The sequence below is a fragment of the Rhodococcus koreensis genome, from assembly GCF_900105905.1.
Classification (GTDB): domain Bacteria; phylum Actinomycetota; class Actinomycetes; order Mycobacteriales; family Mycobacteriaceae; genus Rhodococcus_F; species Rhodococcus_F koreensis.
Window position 1 is genome coordinate 7,077,008 of the sequence record NZ_FNSV01000005.1, and the last position, 17,999, is coordinate 7,095,006.

Sequence of the window (17,999 nt, forward strand, 5' to 3'; positions counted from 1 at the left end):
GGATGGTGACGACGGGGGCGGAGTCGGCCACGGTCACGGTTCCGGCCCGACGGTCCGGGAAGCGCGATCGGCTGCTGGTCCCGGCGCTGTGCTTCGTCGTCATGACCACGGCCGTCATCCAGACGGCGGTCGTGCCGCTGCTCCCCGCGATGGCGTCGCAACTCGGGGTCGATTCGGCCGCCGTGGGCTGGGTGGTCACCGCGAACCTGCTCGCCGCGGCAGTGTGCACTCCGGTTCTCGGCAGACTCGCCGATCGGCAAGGTCCGCGCCCGGTGCTGCTGGGGACGCTCGTCCTGGTGCTCCTCGGTTCGGTGCTGTGCACCGTCACCGAGCAACTCCCGTTCCTCGTGCTCGGCCGAATCCTTCAGGGGGTGTCGTTCGCGCTGTTCCCGATCGGCGTCGCCGTACTGAGAGGGCGTCTCGACCCGCGCCGGCTCCTGGGGGCCATCGGGCTGATGTCGGGGATCCTGGCCGTGGGCGGGGGACTCGGCATGGTCGCCGCCGGCGTCCTGCACGCCGAGGGCGCGGACTTCCGGCGAGTGTTCGCCCTGCTCGTCGGGCTGAACCTCGCCGCCCTCGTCGTCGCCTGGGTGACCGTACCTCGCGGCGGCGCGGCGCGGACCCGCAGCGGCATGGACCCGGTCGGCGTCGGACTCATGGCCGTGGGCCTGTCCGCGATCCTGATCGCCCTCGCCGAAGGCGGCCGGTGGGGCTGGGCCTCACCGGCGACGATCGGCGTGGCGGCACTGGGGATCGCCGTCACGGCGGGGTGGTACCTGCACGAGCGACGGACCCGGGCGCCTCTCGTCCCGCCGATGCTGCTGACCGGGCGGCGAGTTGCGGGCACGCACCTCGCGGCGTTTCTCGTCGGGATGGCCATGTACATCCAGTTCCTCGGTTCGGCGCAGTTCGTGCAGGCCTCGCGCGCCGCCGTCGGATACGGCTTCGACGCCTCGGTACTGCGCACCAGCCTCCTCGTGCTGCTCCCCGGTTCGGTGGCGGGGGTGGTGGCGGCGTCGGCGAGCGGCCGATTCGTTCACCGCTTCCGCGCCGACCGCGTGCTCGTCGCAGCCTGCGGGATCGGGGTGGCCGGATTCGCGATGCTGGCACTGGCCCACTCCCGGTTGTGGCAGGTGATCGTGGCGCTCGTCGTGATCAACGTCTTCGTGAGCGGGTCCTACGCGGTGCTGCCCGCGTTGCTCGTCGACGCCGTGCCTGCCGAATTCACCGGGGTCGCCAACGGCGTCAACGCGATTGCGCGGACGTTCGGCAGTTCCCTCGCCAGCGCGCTGGTCGCGACACTGCTCGCGTCCGTGACGGTCGCCGGCACGGATCTGGCGTCGGAGCGGGCGTTCGTGATCGCGTTCTGGGTGGGCGGCGCGGCGGCGGGATCGGCCGGGTTGGCAATCGCTCGAGCGGAACACTTTTCGAGAAAACGTGCCGATCGGGGTGTCCGATTCGGTGCAGTATCAGTTAATCTATAGATCATAGGTTTGTAGCGGTGGCGCGAGGCGTCTGCCGTGACATCGATGTCGCCCGGCGGCGACGGCGGAAGGTTGAGTGGAGATGGCTGCGACAATCGGGTCGGCATTGCACTGGTGGGCGGCGACGAAGGGCGACCAGCGGGCGATCGTCGTAGACGACGACGCGCTCACGTACCGGGAACTGCAGGACTGGTCGAGCCGCGTCGCTCGCCGGGTCGTCGAGGCCGGAATCGAGCCGGGTGACCGAGTCGGCGTGCTCGGCCCGAACTCGCTCGAGTGGCCGGCCGTCGCGCTCGGAGTGCTCAAGGCGGGCGCGGTCCTCGTCCCGCTGAACCCCCGGCTCAAGCCGGCGGAACTCCGCAAGGTGGTCGACGACGCGGGAGCCCGGCTGGTGCTGGCGCCCGCCGAATTCGGCGACGCGGTGGACGCGACCCGCACCCTGGGGGCGACGTTCGATTCGCTGCCCTTCGACGAGTTCGCGGCGTTGCGCGGTGGCGGTGTGGACGACTTCCGGATCGACGTCGGTCCCGAAGACCCCACGGCGCTGCTGTTCACCAGCGGGTCGACGGGGCTCTCCAAGGGCGTGATCTGCACCAATCGCACCCTGCTCAACATCGTCTTCGAGGCGTCGCTGACCGAAGAGGGGCTGCGGCCCGGTGCGACGACACTGCTGGTGCTGCCGCTCGTCTTCACCCCGGGCCTCGTGTGGGGTCTGCTCATGACCACCGTGCTCGGCGGCACCATCATCATCGAACGCGAGCTGAAGCCGGGACGCGCCGCGGCGTTGCTGAGCGAACACAAGGTCCAGGCCCTGTTCGGTGTCCCGTTGATCTTCGAGGCCATCTCCCGTGCCCCGGAATTCGACGACGCGGATCTCGGTTCCCTGCGCACGGCGATCGTCGGCGGCGCCGCCGTCGCACCCGCTCTGCTGCAGCGGTGGGCGGACAAGGGAGTGGCGCTCCGGCAGATCTATGGAATGACCGAGGCCGGGGGAGTCGCGACCGCCACCCTCGTGAGCGAGGCATTCGACCACCCCGGGACGTGCGGAAACGGCTCCATCTTCACCGAGATGAAAGTTGTCCGCCCGGACGGGACAGAGGCCGACCCCGGCGAGGAAGGCGAAATTCTCCTCAGCGGGCCCGGCGTCACGCCCGGCTACTGGAACGACGAGGAGTCCACCGCGGCCGCGCTGCGGGACGGCTGGCTGCACAGCGGTGATCTGGGAACGCGGGACGGCGAAGGGCGTCTGCAGTTCGTCGACCGGCTCAAGGACCTCATCATCACCGGAGGTATCAACATCTCTCCGGTGGAACTCGAACGCGTGATCGGTGAGATCGAGGGAGTGGAGGAAGTGGCGGTGATCGCCGCGAAGGACCCACGATTCGGTGAGACTCCCGCCGCGATCGTGACGGTGACCGGCGACGTCGACGAGGTCGCCATCGTCGAGCACTGCGACCGACTCGTCGCCGACTACAAGGTGCCCCGGTACGTCGTGATCCGGAACGAACCCCTGCCGCGCCTCCCCAGCGGAAAGCTGTCGAAGACCGCGATCAGATCCGAGTACCGCGACGTATCCGAACGGTTCTCGAAGGTGCGCTGACACACCGCGCGACACGGGACCACACGACGAAAAGAGAACAGTTCATGACGAGTATCGCCACCGAGAGCGTCGTCCAACTCGAGCGGGACGGTGAGATCGCGATCGTGCGGCTGAATCGCCCGGATCGACTCAACGCCTTCACTCTCGAGGTGCGGGACCGCATCATCGAGGTCTTCGACGAGTGCGATGCCGACGACACCATCCGTGCGATCGTCCTCACGGGAACCGGCCGGGCCTTCTGCGCCGGGGCCGACCTCGCGAAGGGCGGCGAGACGTTCGTCACGGAGGACGACGCGGAAAGCGGCGAGGCGCCGCCCGATTCGGGCGGTCAGGCGTCGCTGCGGATCTACCGGTCGACGAAGCCGGTGATCGCGGCGATCAACGGTCCTGCAGCGGGAGTCGGTGTGACGATGACACTGCCCGCCGACGTCCGGATCGCCTCCGACACAGCCAAGTTCGGTTTCGTGTTCACCCGTCGCGGGCTGGTGCCCGAAGCCTGTTCCACCTGGTTCCTGCCCCGGATCGTCGGGATCTCGACCGCCGTCGAGTGGGCCGTGGGCGGGAAGATGGTGTCGGCGGCGGAGGCGCTCGAACGCGGCCTCGTCCGCGAGGTCGTCCCCGCCGCAGACGTGCTGCCGCGAGCGATTGCGGTGGCGCGCGAACTGGCGGCGGGCACCTCGCCGGTCTCCGTCGCGCTGACCCGGCAGTTGATGTGGAGAATGCTCGGCGCCGACAGCCCCGAGGTCGCGCACCGGGCCGAGTCGATCGCCATCCACGTCCGCGGAACGTCGGCGGATGTCCGGGAAGGGGTCGCAGCGTTCCTCGACAAGCGGCAACCCGACTTCCCCCAGTCGGTGTCCGACGGCCTGCCCGACGTCTTCCGCTGAATACCGTTGCGCGCGAATTGGTCAGGCTCACACGCAATAGCGTGTGAGCCTGACCAATTCGCCGGCATCTACTGCTTGGCCACCACCTCGAAGCGGCGCAGCGTCAGCGCCGGGTTCTTGGCGCGGACCTCGGCGATGCGCTCGGCGGAGACGGTGCCGATCGCGGTCCCGGTCCGTTCGCCGAGGGACGCGATCACCACGCCCATCGGATCGACGATGACGGACGCGCCCGAACCCACCGGGGCGCACTGATCGGCCGCGGCGACGTAGATGGTGTTCTCGATGGCCCGGGCGCGGACCAGCGTGGTCCAGTGGTCCTCCTTGAGCGGGCCGGGCACCCACTCGGCCGGCAGGACCAGGACGTCGGCGCCCGCGTCGACGATGCGCCGGGTCACCTCCGGGAACCGCAGGTCGTAACACGTCTGCAGGCCGAACGTGATGCCGTCGACCGTGAACGTCTCGGGATCGCCGATGGTCCCCGCCTGCACGAACTCCGACTCCTGGTAGCCGAACGCGTCGTACAGATGCAGCTTTCGGTACGTGGCGGCGATGCCGCCGTCGGGGGCGATCGCGACGAGGGTGTTGAAGATCCTGCGTTCGCCCGGGATCGCCTCGTTGATCCCGGTGACGAGCGTCAGCCCGTGCCGGACGGCGATCTCGCGCAGGCCGGTGACGAATTCACCGTCGAGGGATTCGGCGGAGTCCACGAACCGCTCGTCCATCACCGGGAGCGTGAACATCGCGTATTCGGGAGTCGCCAGCACCCGGGCGCCGCCCGCGGCCGCTTCCTCCGCGAACTTCGCGATCTGCGCGAGGTTGTCGTGCTTGTCCGCACCCGATGCGAACTGTGCGATTGCGACGTCGATCATGTCAGTACCTTTCCGAGGTGATGGGTGCGGGCATGCGTTCGATCTTGCCGAGCACCACGGTGTAGCAGAAGATTCCGCCGACGAGTACGGCTCCGGTCGCGATGAAGGCGCCCGCGAACGAGCCCGTGGAGTCGACCACCATGCCGGTCACGATAGGCGCTGCGATCCCGAGGAGGTTGGCGACGAAGTTGACGATTCCGCCGAGCGATCCGGTGTAGCCCTGCGGTGCGATCAGGGCGACGATGCTCGAACCCGCGGGAACGGACACGGCCAGACCGGCGGCACCGATCGACAGGAAGATCAGCGCGACCGCGATCGATCCCGCATACGCTGCACCCGTCACGGCCAGGGACGCGAGAAGGCTGACCACCAGCACCGTCCGGCGCACCTTGGTGACGTCGCCGGTCCGAGCCAGCCATCGGTCCATCAGGATGCCCGCGATGAGGAACTGCGCGATGACGGCCACCAGCCACGGAATCATCGTGTAGATGCCTCCTTTGAGCAGGTTCACCCCGAACTGCTTCTCCAGGTAGGCGGGCAACCAGGTGAGCAGGACGTAGTACGCGTAGGTGTACGACGCGTAGCCGAGCGCCAGGCCCCACGTCTTGCGCCGGCGCAGAAGGTATCCCAGTCCGTTCAGTGAGCCCGCCGTCTCGGCGTCCTCGTCCTCGGCGCCGCCTTCGCGGATGAAGTCGAATTCCTCCTGGCTGAGGCGCCCCTTGGCGAGCGCCTGCTTCGGGGTGAGATAGAGCAGCCACCACACGGCCAGATAGCCGACGGACAGGATGCCGGTGAAGATGAACGCCGCATGCCAGCTGAACGTCGTGACGAGGAAGGCCATGATCGGGATGCCGATCACGTTGGAGACCTTCGCGCACCCGTCGAAGACGGCCGTCGCGGTTCCGCGCTCCTGGCGGGGGAACCACTGGCCGATCGCCTTCCAGCCCGCGGGTACCGTCGGCGCCTCACCGACGCCGAGGACCAGACGGGCGAGGAGAAGCATGCCGAGACCGCCCGCGGCGGCGGACGCGAACGAGGCGACTGCCCACAGGAACGCCGCCACCCGGTTGACCCACCGGACGCCGATCTTGTCGATGAACGATCCGATCGGCATCTGCAGCATGGCGTAGGTCCAGAGGAACGCCGAGGACACCATGCCCATCTGCGAGGCGCTGATATCGAAGTCCCGCATGATCTCCGGGGCTGCGATCGACAGGTTGACGCGGTCGATGTAGTTGACGAACATGCCGACGCCGAGAACTCCGGCGATCGTCCACCGGGCACGACCCACGCGGGGGCGGACGGCCGCGTCCGTGCCTGTGGGGGAAGCGGATCCCGACGTCCGGGTCGTCATCGTGACTCCCTGATCTGCTTGATCTGCTCGAACGGTCCCGCGAACCCTGCGGCGAGCGCGCCGTGCTGCATGATCAGCGCCATCTGATCGGCCCCGTGCTGCACCGCGAACTCCTTCTCTTCCACGCTCCACGCGGGGAGCACCCACGGCTTGCCCGCTTCGGCGGCTGCCGAGGCCACCGCGGCGAGGTCGGTGAAGTCACCCTCCTTGCGTGAGTATGCTCCCCGCTCGCGGCGGAGGGACAGGTCCGAGGGCCCGACGAACACACCGTCGACGGTGTCGAGCGCCAGGATCTCGGCGATGGCCTCGATCGCTCCGGCGTCCTCGATCATCGGGTAGCAGCGGGTGAACGCGTCCTGCTCCGCGACCCACTCGTCGGTGAAACCGCCGTAGCCGGTGGTCCGCCCGCCCGCGAAGCTCCGGTCGCCGAGCGGCGGAAACTTCGCGAATGCCGTGATTTCCTTTGCATGAGCGGCATTTTCGATGTGCGGGATGACGACCGCGGTCGCGCCGAAGTCCAGCGCCTGCTGAATGGGTCCGCGTTCGGGTCCGAGTACCTTGGCCAGGACCTCCATGCCGAGGCTGCGCAGGAACGGGATGAACCGTTCGAGATCCGCGAGGTCGAACGATCCGTGCTCGATGTCGAGGACCACGGCGCCGTAGCCGATGCCGCGCGCGATTTCCGCTGCGGCGAAGCTCGGGTCGGACAGCCAGATCGCGTAACGCCGATCGGCGGGAGTGCTGTACATGCTGGTGGTCTCCTTTTTCGGGGGTCACTTGCCGGAAACGGGTGGCTCTCGGCCGTCACTGCGCTGTGACCGCTCCCACATCCGCTCTGTATATGTCATGTATACACAAAGAATACTTGGTGTGTCCATAGCTTGTATGATCAATTTGTTACGAGTCCGTCAATCCCGGCGGGTCGTCTGACGAAGGGATCGCGATGTCGGCATCGACGCTCACCGGGCCCACCGGTGAATCCGGACCGGCACGAGATCGGGTGTACGTCTGGCTGCGGGACGAGATCATCCGCGGATCCATCGAAGGCGGCCGATTCCTCGACGAGCTCTGGGTCTCCGGGACGATGGGGGTGTCACGGACTCCGGTGCGAGAAGCGTTCCACCGCCTCGCCGCCGAACGATTCATCACGCTGCTCCCGCGCAAGGGGGCGCAGGTGCGCACGGTCACGGCTCGTGAACTCGAAGAGGTCTACCAGACCCGGCTGCTCATCGAGGGCCACGCGGTGGCCGCCCTGTGCGCGCGGGGAGCCGGCGCACCCGCGCACATGGTCGATCTGATCGAGCCGATGGAAGCCGCCGGGCGCGAGCAGGACTGGTTCGCCGTGTCCGGCCTCGACCGCGAATTCCACCTGACCATGGTCAGTGCCGCACAGAACTCCGTCCTGACCGAACTCTACGATTCGCTGCGGTCACGGCAGCAGCGCGTCGCCGTCCGCGCGCTGCACGTCGGGCCCCAACGGCTCGACACCATCAACGCGCAGCACCGGGCGCTCGTCGCCGCACTCGACGCGGTCGACGCGGACACGGCGCTGGACATCCTCACCGCCCACCTGCGGCCCGTCCCGGAAGTGCTGGCGCTGCTGCCGTCCCAGTAGCCGAGCGGCGAAATCAGCTGAACACCACCGTCTTACGGCCGTGTACGAGGACGCGGTCCTCGAGGTGCCAGCGCAGGCCGCGGGACAGCACGAGCTTCTCGATGTCGCGACCCTGCCGGACCATGTCCGCGACCTCGTCGGCGTGGTCGACGCGGATCACGTCCTGCTCGATGATGGGGCCCGCGTCGAGTTCGGCCGTCACGTAGTGGCAGGTCGCGCCGATCAGCTTCACACCACGGGCGAATGCCTGGTGGTACGGGCGGGCGCCGACGAACGACGGCAGGAAGCTGTGGTGGATGTTGATCGCCCGGCCGGCCCAGTGCTCGCACAGTTCCGACGGCAGCACCTGCATGAACCGTGCCAGCACCACAGCATGGGGGTCGTGGGCGTCGACGAGTTCACGCACCTGCTCGAACGCGGGCCCGCGCTCGGCGGGATCCTTCGGGAACGGCACGTGATGGAAGTCGATGCCGTGCTGTCGCGTGACGGCCTCCAGGTCGCGGTGGTTGCCGATCACCGCGCAGATGTCGGCGGGCAACTCGCCTCCGGCCGCGCGGCCCAGCAGGTCGTGGAGGCAGTGCGCCTCCTTGCTCACCAGCAGCACCACCCGTTTGCGCTCGCCCGTGTCGGACACGGTCCACTCGGTCTCCGGGCCGAGTTCGGCGGCGACGGCCGCGAACCGCTCCCGGAGTTCTCCGATCGACATGTCGACGGACGACGCCCGCACCGCCTGACGGGTGAAGAACCAGCCGGTGTCGGCGTCGGCGTGGTACGCCGCCTCGACGATCCAGCCGCCGACCTCGGCGAGGAACGTCGAGATCCGGGCGACGATGCCGGTGCGGTCGGGGCAGCCGAGAGAAAGGACGTACCGGTGGTCCTCGGTCGAAGCAGCGCTCATGGGCACCAGTCTTTCAGGTCGCACTCCGGCCGTTCACCACGGCGGTGCCGACGAGGGTGCCGGCGTCGACGTCGTGGATCGCGCGTTCGGTGAGCAGCTGCAGGAAATCGAGACGGATCTGCTCGACCGTCCGGTCGTCGAACGGGGACAGCGCGCGGCGCAGGTTCCCGCCCATCACGAGGTCCCATACGAACTCGGGTGTCGCGGGAATGATGTTGGACAGCTCCCGGACCTCGGTCGAGTGCGCGCCCAGCTCGCCGAGCCACTGGTGCAGCCCGTCCGGGGTGTCGATGTGTTCGAGCGCGTCGAACGGCGACCCGCCGGAGTCGGCCTCCGGTTCCCGGTGCCGGGCGACAGCGTCGTGGAGCGCCTCGGCGAAGTCCCGTAACGCGCCCCGCCGCCACACCGTGATCCCGACCTTGCCGCCCGGCCGGACGAGGCGCGCGAGCCGGGTGAACGCGGCGTCCATGTGGGGCAGGAAGAACACGCCGTACGAACAGGCGAGTGCGTCGTAGCCTGCCGCCGGGACGGTGCTCGGCGGCTCCCACGTGGTGGCGTCCGCGCGGACGAACTCGATGTTCTGCAGCCCGCGGTCCGATGCCTTCAGGCGCCCCACCTCCAGGAGTTCGTCGGACAGGTCGACGCCGTGGACGAGACCCGACGGACCCACCGCGGTGGCCGCGGGAAGCGCCGAAGACCCTGCGCCGCAGCACACGTCGAGGACGGCGTCCCCGGGGCGCAATCCGAGTTGGAAGGCGAGGGACTGCCCGGCCGGTCCCCACACGGCCGTCGTCAGCCGGTCGAACTCGAGCCGTGCCTCGTCGAAGACCGATCCCGGATCACTCATACGGCGATGCTAGGCCGTGCGGCGGGCCCGGGAAGGCATTGTGCGAAGCTCACAGGTATGTCCGACGTTGCACTGACCCGCTCCCAGGTGGCCGACCTCGTCGACCACACGCTCCTCAAACCCGAGGCCACCACCGACGACGTGAAGGCGCTGATCGACGAGGCGCGTTCGCTCGGTGTGCTCGCAGTCTGCGTGTCGCCGTCGATGCTTCCGGTCAAGGCACCCGGGCTGGTGACCGCGGCGGTGGTCGGGTTCCCGTCGGGGAAGCACCACTCGCTGGTCAAGGGGGCCGAGGCCAGGCTCGCCGTGGATCAGGGCGCCCAGGAGATCGACATGGTGATCGACATCGGTGCCGCCGTGGCAGGCGACTTCAACGCGGTGCTCGCCGACGTCCTCACCGTGCGCGAGGCAGTCGGCGACAGCACCGTCCTCAAGGTGATCCTCGAGACCGCCGCGCTGAGCGACGAGGCGATCGTGGAAGCGTGCCGGGCCGCCGAGCGGGCAGGCGCGAACTTCGTGAAGACGTCCACCGGGTTCCACCCGGCCGGAGGAGCGACCGTGGAGGCGGTGCGGTTGATGGCGCAGACCGTCGGCGGGCGGATCGGGGTCAAGGCGAGCGGCGGGATCCGCACCGCGGCGGCCGCGCTCGACATGATCGCGGCCGGTGCGACGCGGCTCGGCCTGTCGGGCACCCGCGCCGTTCTCGACGGACTGCCCGACTGACCCGGCCGCCGATCAGACGAGGAGGCCGCAGCTGCTCTGCTGTTCCTGCTGCTGTTGCTGGGTGGGGGCGGCAGGCATCGTGTAGGCGCCGCCTTCGAGGGTGATCTCGATCGCGTCGTCGGTGACCTTCAGCGCCGTCGGCTGCATGCCCAGCGGGTAGGTCTGCAGGCTCGAGGTCAGGATTTGGACCACGCCGTCGACGAGGTCGGTGGGAAGCCCGAAGCCGAGGATCGCAGCGCCCACCGTGTCGACCTTCACGGTCCCGTTCACGACCTCCGGTTTGACGGTCAGATCCGCGAGCCCGGCCGGGCCGACGGAGAACTTCAGGGTTCCCGCGCTCGAATCGGCGGTGACACCGCTGATCAGCGAGCCGAACGCCTGCTGCTGCAGGGTCGCGAGGATGCCGGCGGTCGACCAGGTGACGTCCGCGTCGGAACTGCCGATGGTGCCGCTGCTGTCCGCGGTGTTCTCGATCCGGATGTCGTTGACCTGGGCGTGCACCTGCATTCCCTGTGCGGGGCCGAACTTGGTGTCGTCGCTGTCGATGGTGATGTAGGGGACGTTCTTGTCGATCGACTGCAGCAGGACCGGCTTCCAGCTCAGTCCCACGTCCACCTGCGAGCCGAGTTGGCTCTCGAACTGGTCTGCCATGCAGGTCTTCACTCTGTGGCGGACGAAGAGTTCGCCGCCGACGAGTACCGCCACGAGCGCGGCGATGACGACCAGAGAGATGACGAGCACACGGTTACTTCGGGGTGCGGAGTTCGTTCGGGCTGCCATTACACGGATTCTTCCCGACAACTCTGAACAAATTCTGTGAATGCGTCGGCGGCGGGTCGTCGAGATCCGTAGAAATTGTGATACCTGCCACAATTGCCCAGTAATGTAGGGGAATGTCCGGATGGTTGGCTCCACGTCCCGGTGACCCGGAGCGCGAAGGTGTCGGTGAAGAGCTGACACGCGTCGCGACGGCTCAGGCGGGTTTCTTCACCACTGCGCAGGTGCTGCGCCTCGGGTTCGCTGCCGACGAGATCGGCGAGCGACTCGCCGACGGCTCATGGGTCAAGATAGAGCGAGACCTGTTCCGCTTGAAGGATTGTCCGCACTCCGATCTCGAGGAATTCGCAAAATGGTGCACCTGGTTCGGTGCCGCCGCCGCGGTCTCCCACCAGAGTGCCGCCGAACTTCACGGTCTCGGACACCTGTACCCGCGGTTCATCCACCTCTCGACGGTGCTGTCGCCGCCCTCGCCGACTCAGCAGCTGGCGCTGCACCGGCGGTCACTCCGCCCGGAGGACTGCGAGCAGGTCGGCCCGCTGCGCATCACCACGCCGCTGTGCACGGCCCTCGACCTCGCCGCCAGCGGAATCTCGCAGGAACTGCTCGACGAGGTGGTCGCCGACGGCGTCGCGATCGGGCGACTGAACGCCCGCGCACTGCACGGCGAATGCGGATCCCTGCCGGCGCAGGTGGCGCAGCGCGTCGAACACGCACTGGCCACCTGCACCTGACGGATCACCGCGGCACTCAGAACGGCCACTCGCCGTCCCGGGTGCCCTCCATCAGCGGGATCATCGAGAACCCCGCGTCCGACAGTCCGCCGAACGTGTGACGGTTCGCGGACCCCGCCGGCCCGTGACCGTGCCGGTAGCCCGCCACGTTCCACGTGTAGACGGGGACGTCGGCCGGGACGTGCCGGATCGGATCTCCCCACGCCGCCTGCTCGTCGGTGACGATGACGACGCGATCGTGGCCGCGGTAATGCTTCCGCACCGCCGATGCCGTGTCGGTGCCGCCCAGGTCGCCGAAGCTGTCGACCACCCGCAGGACCGCCTGATGCACGAACGGAACGATCCGGCTGTCCGTGCCGAACTCGACGAGGTCCGCCTGCTCGGCTCGTGCCGCCAGCACGGTGCCGAACACGGCGGCCGCGTCCGCCCTCGTCAGTTCCGACCGCGCCGAGACGCGGCTGTAGAACATCGACCCGGACCGGTCGACGAGAACCAGGGTGCGGCCGGGCAGCGACGGGACCGCGGACAGTGATGCCCCGAGCGCACGCTCGAGCGCGTGCCCCCACCGCAGGCTCGGCGCGTTCCGGTACGCCGCGAGGAAGCGCATCGGCAGCTGCCGCGACTTCGCGACCTCCCCCGGATCGGCGATCCGGGCCGCCACCTGCTCGGCGACGTGGTCGGGGATCCCGGCCTCGTCGAAGTTCCGCAGGTTGCGGAGAAGCCCCATGAATCCCATGGACGGGATCACCGCCTGCCAGGCCGCGGCATCCATCGGTCCCTGCAGCCAGCCGGCGAGCGACTCCCACGTCATGCCGGCCGCCGACAGCCGCTCCGGGGCCCGGAGAACGGCACGCCGGTCCTCCGGCGGGAGTGCCGCCAGCGCCGACCGTTCCGTGAGCATGCGCAGACCGGCAGGCACTGCGTTCTCGCGACCCTGCCGCCGGTCGATCGCGTGCCGGAACAGCTCGCCCTGCCACGCCGCCGACGGCGACGCGTGGGTGAGCTCGAGAACGTCGCCGAAGCGGACGTCCCTGCTCTCGGAATCCCACTTCAGCAGTGAGCGTTCCGAGTACAGCCGGGCGGCGGCGTCCGCGACACCGCGCTTGACCGGCTTCGGGATCGAACGGCCGTGCCGGGACATCCAGTACGCGAGGATCTCGCCCGGCTCGTCGGCCCGCTCCAGTGCGGAGGAGATGACGGCACGGTTGCCGCCGTGCAGACCGGCACCCAGCCGGGCCCGGACGAACTCGGCTGCGGCCACCACCGACGCCGAACGCAGATGCGCATCGCGGCGCAGCCACCCGATCAGGCGGGCGGTCCACTCCGGGTCCGACAGTGCGACTTCGTGGATCAGCGCGACGAACCGCCCGTCGCAGTCCGAAGCCGACTCGTAGAACGTGTGCTCACCGACCATGTTCGTGACCGCGAGGAGGAACAGCTCACTCTTCGCGTCGCGGGCGTAGCCGCTGCCGCCCTCGAAGGTGCGGCCCGACGGTTGCGTCTCCGACGTGATGGGGCTCCGTACCTTGTTGCGGCGCAGCATCTTCGGGTTGAACTTGCTCATGGTCGTTCCTCCTTCCGGGAGGTGCCGGTGCTCGTGGGTGCGCGCCACCCGAGGTCGAGGCGACGACGGGGTGCGGAGTCGAACCGCGTGCCCCACGCACTTCACCAGAGAAGTATCCGTCGTCTGCGCACCGGGTGGCGCGCACACATGTCGTGCCGAGTTCGAAGTCGGCGGAGGCACGGACGCGCTCTACCACTGAGCTACAGGGACCTGCGTCCCTGACCGGATTCGAACCGGCGACCACGCGATCCACAGTCGAAGTAGCCCTCGCCTGCGCACCGGCACAACATGTTTCGTGAACCGACTCTACGGGGCGCGTCGGGGGATGTCGCGTGAATTAATTCGTGCCGGAACCGGGTGCGACCAGATCCCACGGAACGGTGAGAATGTTGTCGCGGATCCGGCGGCGCTGCGGTTGCACGGGAAGTCCCTGCGCGCGCAGCAGTTCGAGGGCGGCCCGCCACCGCACCCGCGGTCCGAACGAGCCGTGCGGCGCCGCGGTGGCCCACGCGCGATCCGCCGCCGCGAGGAGGGCGTGGACCGGCTCACCCGGGACGTTCCGATGGATCAGCGCCTTGGGCAGTCGTTCGGCGATGTCCGACGGCTTCTCCACCGCGAACGGATCCCACGCCAGTGTCAGCGACAGCGGGCGGATGGCGTCGAGCAGCACCCACGCGCAGCGGCGGCCCAGCTCGTCACACGTGCCGTCGAGGATCAACCCGCCCGGTGCGAGCCCGGACTGCATCCGCGCCCAGGCAGGCCCGACCGCATCCTCGGGGTACTGCCGCAGCACGTTGAACGCACGGACCAGGACGGGACGCAGTCCGGAGAGTTCGAACCCGCCGCGGGCGAAACTCACTCCGTTCCTGCTCTCGACCACTCGCTCGGGGTCGATCTCGAGCCCGACCACCCGGCGGTCGCCGCGCACGGCGGTCAACCGGTCGGCGAGCTCGAACGTGGTGTGCGGCCGGGCGCCGTACCCGAGGTCGACGACGAGCGGGTCAGCGGACGCGTGCAGCGTCCGGCGCACCAGCGCGTCGTGGACGAGCCAGCGGTCGCTGCGGCGCAGCCTGTTGATGCCTGTCGTACCCCGGGTGATGACACCGTGGGGCCGCCTCAGCGTCGCTGAAGTCATGGGAAATCCGTGCGGTGGGTGCTAGTGCTGCGACAACCAGGTTTCGGTGATCTCGGCCTCGGCACGGAACAGGTCGATCAGATTGACGAGCATCAGCTGCTCGAGCTTTCCACCGATGAACGGCAGGTACACCTTCGCCTCGGACGAGGTGCGGAACGTGCACCCCGTCTCGGTGGCGAACAGCTTCATGGTGCCCGTGAGACTGCCCGGGCCCGCCGGGATCGACGCCTCGTACGTGCCCGTGGTCGGCTCACCGAATGGCGTGTACGACTCCTTGCGCGTGATGACCATGTCCTTCTTCATCACGGTTTGCGCGATCTCGGGGAGTTCCGACCGCGGCAGGATGTGGTGCAGGACGATGTCGATCCCGTCGTCGTTCACGTCGAAGTGCTCGATGTGATTCTCGGAGTACTTCCGCATCTCCTCGATGCGCGCATCCCAGTAGTCACGGTTGGTGAACGCGTTGTACACCTCTTTGGGGGTGTGCTTGTAACGGGCTGAGTAGTCGATGCGGCGAGCCATGATCGCCTAGGTTACCGGCTGGGACCCAACACAATGGACACCCGCCCCAGGTCAGCTCCCGAGCCACTGCTCGGTGAACTCCTGCTCCTTCGTGATCAGGCGGAGGACCTCGTCCGCGATCGCGTTCTCGATCTTGCCGCCGATGAGCGGGATCCTGACCTCGGCCTTGCCTTCGACCTGCACGTTCGACCCTGAATTGTCGGCCGTCAGCGTCTGGGTTCCGGAGATCGTCGCGGGCGCACCCACGACCTCGGCCGTGAACGTGCCCTCGGCGTGATCGCCGTCGAGCGTGCCCCACGTCTCCGTGCGCTTGATCACGAGGTCGCCCGGACGGACCTTCGAGACGATGCTGGGCAGGTGCTCGGCGGGAATCGACTGCGACATGGCCACCGAGATCGTGCCCGGGCCGGTCGTGACCTGGTCCAGGGTGGCCCCCGGTCCTCCGACCTTGTTCAGACGGTCGCGCCAGTACTGCTCGGTGATCAGGCCCGCATGGACCTGGGCGACGGGAAACGCATAGGACGACGAATGCTCGATGCGGCGGCTCACGATCGGCCACGCTACCGTTTGCGGTTGTGTGGGACGTGAGCATTGTCAGTCAACTCGTCGATTCGGGTGCCTTCGTGTCGGAAAACCTCGAACTGTCGGGGATGACCACGCTGCGGGTCGGCGGGCCGGCGCGGATCGTGGCGGAGTGCCCGACCACGCAGGTCCTCGTCGACGTGGTGAGTCTTCTCGACGCCGCGCACATCCCGACGCTGATCCTCGCCGGCGGCTCCAATCTCGTCGTCGGGGACGACGGATTCGACGGTGTGGTGGTGCGTGTGTGCAACACCACTGTCGGCCTGGAGGAGGGATTCGTCACTGCGGAGGCGGGCGCCGAGTGGGATCAGGTGGTCGCGCAGACCGTCGCCGCCCAACTGGGCGGGCTCGAATGCCTGTCGGGGATCCCCGGGTCGACCGGGGCCACCCCGGTGCAGAACGTCGGCGCGTACGGCGTCGAAATCGGGTCGATGCTGCGGCGGGTGCACCTCCTCGATCGGCGCACCGGCGAGGCGCGCTGGGTCGAACCCGACGCGCTCGGCCTCGGGTACCGCACGAGCGTCCTCAAGCACTCCGACGCGGCACTGGTGCTCGCCGTCGAACTGACCGTGCATCCCGACGGACTGTCCGAGCCGCTGCGCTACCGCGAACTCGTCTCGGCGCTCGACGGTTCCGAGGGCGACCGGTTGCCGTCGGCGCAGGTCCGGGGTGCCGTGCTGGATCTCCGCCGGGGCAAGGGCATGGTGCTGGACCCCGACGACCACGACACCTGGAGCGCGGGCTCGTTCTTCACCAACCCCGTCGTCTCCGACGGCGAGCTGGCGGGGGTCCTCGCCGCGATCGAGACCCGCCTCGGCGATGTCACCGTTCCGCAGTACCCGGCCGACCGCGGAACCAAGTTGTCTGCCGGTTGGCTGATCGAGCGGTCCGGCTTCTCGAAGGGGTATCCGGGCGAGAACGCCGTCGCGCGGCTGTCGACGAAGCACACACTCGCGTTGACCAATCGCGGCGCCGCGAAGAGCGAAGACCTGCTGGCACTGGCCCGTGACGTCCGGGACGGCGTCCAGTCGGCATTCGGTGTCCGGCTCGAACCCGAACCCGTGACGGTCGGCTGCGCGATCTGAGACAGGTCCGTAGCACAGGTAACCTGTTAGCTGTGCATGAACTGGGTTCTCGGACAAGTCGGTCGCGCGTCGCGCTGATCGCGACGGCGCTGATCGCGTTTCTCCTTTTGCTGACCGGATGCACGGTCGGCTCCGAGTCGGGAACCGCCACCGCGCCGCCCGAACCGGCGGTCGAGGTCACCCAGAATCCGGCGTCGGGCACCGAGGACGTCAGTCCGGTGGCGCCGATCTCCGCGACCACGTCGCAGGGCACGTTCACCGACATCGCCCTCGTCAACGCCGAGGGGCGTGCCGTGCAGGGTGTGCTGTCACCCGACCGGACCACGTTCACCGTCGGGGAGGCGCTGGGCTACGGCGCCACCTACACGTGGAAGGGCACGGCGCTCGGCACGGACGGCAAGTCCGTCGCCGTCGACGGCAGCTTCACCACGCTCGAACCCGACGAGACGATCGGCGCCACACTCAACATCGGCGACGGTCAGGAAGTCGGGATCGCCGCCCCGATCATCGTGCAGTTCCACGATTCCGTCGAGGACAAGGCGGCGGTCGAGAAGGCGATGACCGTCACGACCAACCCGCCCACCCCCGGCTCCTGGGCGTGGCTGCCCGACGACAACGGGTCGAGGGCGCACTGGCGTCCCCAGAACTACTGGGCGCCCGGCACCACCGTCGCCCTGGACGCCAAGCTGTACGGAGTGGACTTCGGCGGGGGAGCGTACGGCGAGCAGGATCTGTCGCTGAACTTCACCGTCGGGCGCAGTCAGATCGTGATCGCGAACGCCCCCAGCCATCGCATGCAGGTGGTGCGCGGCGGCGAAACCATCATGGACATCCCCGTCAGCTATGGCGAGGGCAATGAGGCGCGCAACGTCACCCGCAGCGGCATCCACATGGTGACCGAGAAGCACGAGGACTTCCTCATGTCCAACCCGCCGTTCTACGAGAACGTCCGCGAACGGTGGGCGGTCCGCATCTCCAACAACGGCGAGTTCATCCACGCCAACCCCGAGACCATCGGCGTCCAGGGTTCGTCGAACGTCACCAACGGCTGCATCAACCTGTCCCTCGGGGACGCCCAGGAGTACTTCGGCACCGCGTTGTACGGCGACCCCGTCGAGGTGACCGGGACGTCCATCGACCTGTCGGCCGCCGACGGCGACATCTACGACTGGGCGATCAGCTGGCCCGACTGGCAGTCCCTGTCGGCCCTCGCATAGGTGAGCGGCAAAGCGTGCTCGGGCACACTTTGCCGCTCACCTACCGGGTTGCCCGCCCTTTCTGAAACTTTCTTCGCACTCGGTGGAACCGAAAGCGGATCCGTTG

Annotated in this window: 18 protein-coding genes; 8 read left to right on the forward strand and 10 right to left on the reverse strand. The window is 68.5% G+C overall.

Translation table 11 applies throughout. From position 1 onward, the window contains the following. Positions 1-2: 2 nt before the first annotated feature. The 3 genes from BLV94_RS36705 (at position 3) to BLV94_RS36715 (ending at position 3,971) form a co-directional block, all read left to right on the forward strand. The gene (locus BLV94_RS36705; protein ID WP_072939761.1) at positions 3-1,484 is read left to right on the forward strand and encodes an MFS transporter; all 1,482 of its coding nucleotides are present in this window, start codon (positions 3-5) and stop codon (positions 1,482-1,484) included. 82 nt (positions 1,485-1,566) lie between these two features. Then, positions 1,567-3,084 carry a class I adenylate-forming enzyme family protein gene (locus BLV94_RS36710; RefSeq protein ID WP_072940410.1) on the forward strand — a complete coding sequence of 506 codons (1,518 nt, stop codon included), beginning with the start codon at positions 1,567-1,569 and terminating at the stop codon, positions 3,082-3,084. A gap of 44 nt (positions 3,085-3,128) precedes the next feature. Further along, entirely contained in the window at positions 3,129-3,971 is an 843-nt protein-coding gene (locus tag BLV94_RS36715; protein WP_072939764.1) for an enoyl-CoA hydratase-related protein, read from the forward strand. A 68-nt stretch (positions 3,972-4,039) separates the two neighbouring features. On the opposite strand, the gene BLV94_RS36720 is transcribed toward BLV94_RS36715, so the two are convergent. The 3 genes from BLV94_RS36720 to BLV94_RS36730 are packed head-to-tail and all read right to left on the reverse strand — an operon-like array spanning position 4,040 to position 6,943. After that, positions 4,040-4,840 carry a carbon-nitrogen hydrolase family protein gene (locus BLV94_RS36720; protein WP_072939768.1) on the reverse strand — a complete coding sequence of 267 codons (801 nt, stop codon included), beginning with the start codon at positions 4,838-4,840 and terminating at the stop codon, positions 4,040-4,042. Between the two features lies 1 nt (position 4,841). Continuing rightward, positions 4,842-6,194, reverse strand: a complete 1,353-nt coding sequence (locus tag BLV94_RS36725; protein ID WP_072939770.1) for an MFS transporter — start codon at positions 6,192-6,194, stop codon at positions 4,842-4,844. Beyond that, positions 6,191-6,943 (reverse strand): HpcH/HpaI aldolase family protein, encoded by a 753-nt coding sequence (locus BLV94_RS36730; RefSeq protein ID WP_072939773.1) that lies wholly within the window; start codon positions 6,941-6,943, stop codon positions 6,191-6,193. Before BLV94_RS36730 ends, BLV94_RS36725 begins: the two co-directional genes overlap by 4 nt. A gap of 194 nt (positions 6,944-7,137) precedes the next feature. Here BLV94_RS36730 and BLV94_RS36735 point away from each other — a divergent pair, with 194 nt between their 5' ends. Then, positions 7,138-7,809 (forward strand): GntR family transcriptional regulator, encoded by a 672-nt coding sequence (locus tag BLV94_RS36735; RefSeq protein WP_072939776.1) that lies wholly within the window; start codon positions 7,138-7,140, stop codon positions 7,807-7,809. Positions 7,810-7,822: 13 nt separating this feature from the next. On the opposite strand, the gene purU is transcribed toward BLV94_RS36735, so the two are convergent. Together purU and BLV94_RS36745 are read right to left on the reverse strand one after the other, a co-directional pair. Beyond that, entirely contained in the window at positions 7,823-8,707 is an 885-nt protein-coding gene (gene purU, locus BLV94_RS36740) for a formyltetrahydrofolate deformylase (RefSeq protein ID WP_072939778.1), read from the reverse strand. 13 nt (positions 8,708-8,720) lie between these two features. Further along, on the reverse strand, positions 8,721-9,554 hold the full coding sequence (locus tag BLV94_RS36745) for a class I SAM-dependent methyltransferase (RefSeq protein WP_072939780.1): 834 nt from the start codon (positions 9,552-9,554) through the stop codon (positions 8,721-8,723). A gap of 57 nt (positions 9,555-9,611) precedes the next feature. Between BLV94_RS36745 and deoC the strand changes: the two genes are divergently transcribed. Next, the gene (gene deoC, locus BLV94_RS36750) at positions 9,612-10,277 is read left to right on the forward strand and encodes a deoxyribose-phosphate aldolase (RefSeq protein WP_072939783.1); all 666 of its coding nucleotides are present in this window, start codon (positions 9,612-9,614) and stop codon (positions 10,275-10,277) included. A gap of 12 nt (positions 10,278-10,289) precedes the next feature. Here deoC and BLV94_RS36755 read toward each other — a convergent pair whose 3' ends face one another. Beyond that, positions 10,290-11,057, reverse strand: a complete 768-nt coding sequence (locus tag BLV94_RS36755; RefSeq protein ID WP_072939786.1) for an LmeA family phospholipid-binding protein — start codon at positions 11,055-11,057, stop codon at positions 10,290-10,292. Between the two features lie 113 nt (positions 11,058-11,170). Here BLV94_RS36755 and BLV94_RS36760 point away from each other — a divergent pair, with 113 nt between their 5' ends. After that, positions 11,171-11,788 (forward strand): type IV toxin-antitoxin system AbiEi family antitoxin domain-containing protein, encoded by a 618-nt coding sequence (locus BLV94_RS36760; protein WP_072939789.1) that lies wholly within the window; start codon positions 11,171-11,173, stop codon positions 11,786-11,788. 16 nt (positions 11,789-11,804) lie between these two features. Here BLV94_RS36760 and BLV94_RS36765 read toward each other — a convergent pair whose 3' ends face one another. From BLV94_RS36765 to BLV94_RS36780, 4 genes are all read right to left on the reverse strand, one after another. Then, entirely contained in the window at positions 11,805-13,352 is a 1,548-nt protein-coding gene (locus tag BLV94_RS36765; RefSeq protein WP_072939791.1) for a TROVE domain-containing protein, read from the reverse strand. A 337-nt stretch (positions 13,353-13,689) separates the two neighbouring features. Continuing rightward, positions 13,690-14,487, reverse strand: coding sequence for an SAM-dependent methyltransferase (locus tag BLV94_RS36770; RefSeq protein ID WP_072939793.1), 798 nt, complete (start codon positions 14,485-14,487; stop codon positions 13,690-13,692). A gap of 21 nt (positions 14,488-14,508) precedes the next feature. Further along, positions 14,509-15,009: a DUF2505 domain-containing protein gene (locus tag BLV94_RS36775; RefSeq protein WP_005560412.1), complete on the reverse strand. Its 501-nt coding sequence runs from the start codon at positions 15,007-15,009 to the stop codon at positions 14,509-14,511. Positions 15,010-15,060: 51 nt separating this feature from the next. Then, positions 15,061-15,558, reverse strand: a complete 498-nt coding sequence (locus BLV94_RS36780; protein ID WP_072939796.1) for a DUF2505 domain-containing protein — start codon at positions 15,556-15,558, stop codon at positions 15,061-15,063. Between the two features lie 26 nt (positions 15,559-15,584). On the opposite strand from BLV94_RS36780, the gene BLV94_RS36785 reads away from it, so the two are divergent. Both BLV94_RS36785 and BLV94_RS36790 read left to right on the forward strand, forming a co-directional pair. Then, a complete protein-coding gene (locus BLV94_RS36785; RefSeq protein WP_072939798.1) occupies positions 15,585-16,676 on the forward strand; it encodes a UDP-N-acetylmuramate dehydrogenase in 1,092 nt (363 codons plus the stop codon). A gap of 32 nt (positions 16,677-16,708) precedes the next feature. Continuing rightward, positions 16,709-17,893, forward strand: a complete 1,185-nt coding sequence (locus BLV94_RS36790) for a L,D-transpeptidase (RefSeq protein WP_072939801.1) — start codon at positions 16,709-16,711, stop codon at positions 17,891-17,893. Positions 17,894-17,999 lie beyond the last annotated feature (106 nt).

Coding starts and splice junctions, on each gene's coding strand:
- BLV94_RS36705 (WP_072939761.1), top strand. CDS start 3: ATGGTGACGACGGGGGCGGAGTCGGCCACGGTCACGGTTCCGGCCCGA.
- BLV94_RS36710 (WP_072940410.1), top strand. CDS start 1,567: ATGGCTGCGACAATCGGGTCGGCATTGCACTGGTGGGCGGCGACGAAG.
- BLV94_RS36715 (WP_072939764.1), top strand. CDS start 3,129: ATGACGAGTATCGCCACCGAGAGCGTCGTCCAACTCGAGCGGGACGGT.
- BLV94_RS36720 (WP_072939768.1), bottom strand. CDS start 4,840: ATGATCGACGTCGCAATCGCACAGTTCGCATCGGGTGCGGACAAGCAC.
- BLV94_RS36725 (WP_072939770.1), bottom strand. CDS start 6,194: ATGACGACCCGGACGTCGGGATCCGCTTCCCCCACAGGCACGGACGCG.
- BLV94_RS36730 (WP_072939773.1), bottom strand. CDS start 6,943: ATGTACAGCACTCCCGCCGATCGGCGTTACGCGATCTGGCTGTCCGAC.
- BLV94_RS36735 (WP_072939776.1), top strand. CDS start 7,138: ATGTCGGCATCGACGCTCACCGGGCCCACCGGTGAATCCGGACCGGCA.
- purU (WP_072939778.1), bottom strand. CDS start 8,707: ATGAGCGCTGCTTCGACCGAGGACCACCGGTACGTCCTTTCTCTCGGC.
- BLV94_RS36745 (WP_072939780.1), bottom strand. CDS start 9,554: ATGAGTGATCCGGGATCGGTCTTCGACGAGGCACGGCTCGAGTTCGAC.
- deoC (WP_072939783.1), top strand. CDS start 9,612: ATGTCCGACGTTGCACTGACCCGCTCCCAGGTGGCCGACCTCGTCGAC.
- BLV94_RS36755 (WP_072939786.1), bottom strand. CDS start 11,057: ATGGCAGCCCGAACGAACTCCGCACCCCGAAGTAACCGTGTGCTCGTC.
- BLV94_RS36760 (WP_072939789.1), top strand. CDS start 11,171: ATGTCCGGATGGTTGGCTCCACGTCCCGGTGACCCGGAGCGCGAAGGT.
- BLV94_RS36765 (WP_072939791.1), bottom strand. CDS start 13,352: ATGAGCAAGTTCAACCCGAAGATGCTGCGCCGCAACAAGGTACGGAGC.
- BLV94_RS36770 (WP_072939793.1), bottom strand. CDS start 14,487: ATGACTTCAGCGACGCTGAGGCGGCCCCACGGTGTCATCACCCGGGGT.
- BLV94_RS36775 (WP_005560412.1), bottom strand. CDS start 15,009: ATGGCTCGCCGCATCGACTACTCAGCCCGTTACAAGCACACCCCCAAA.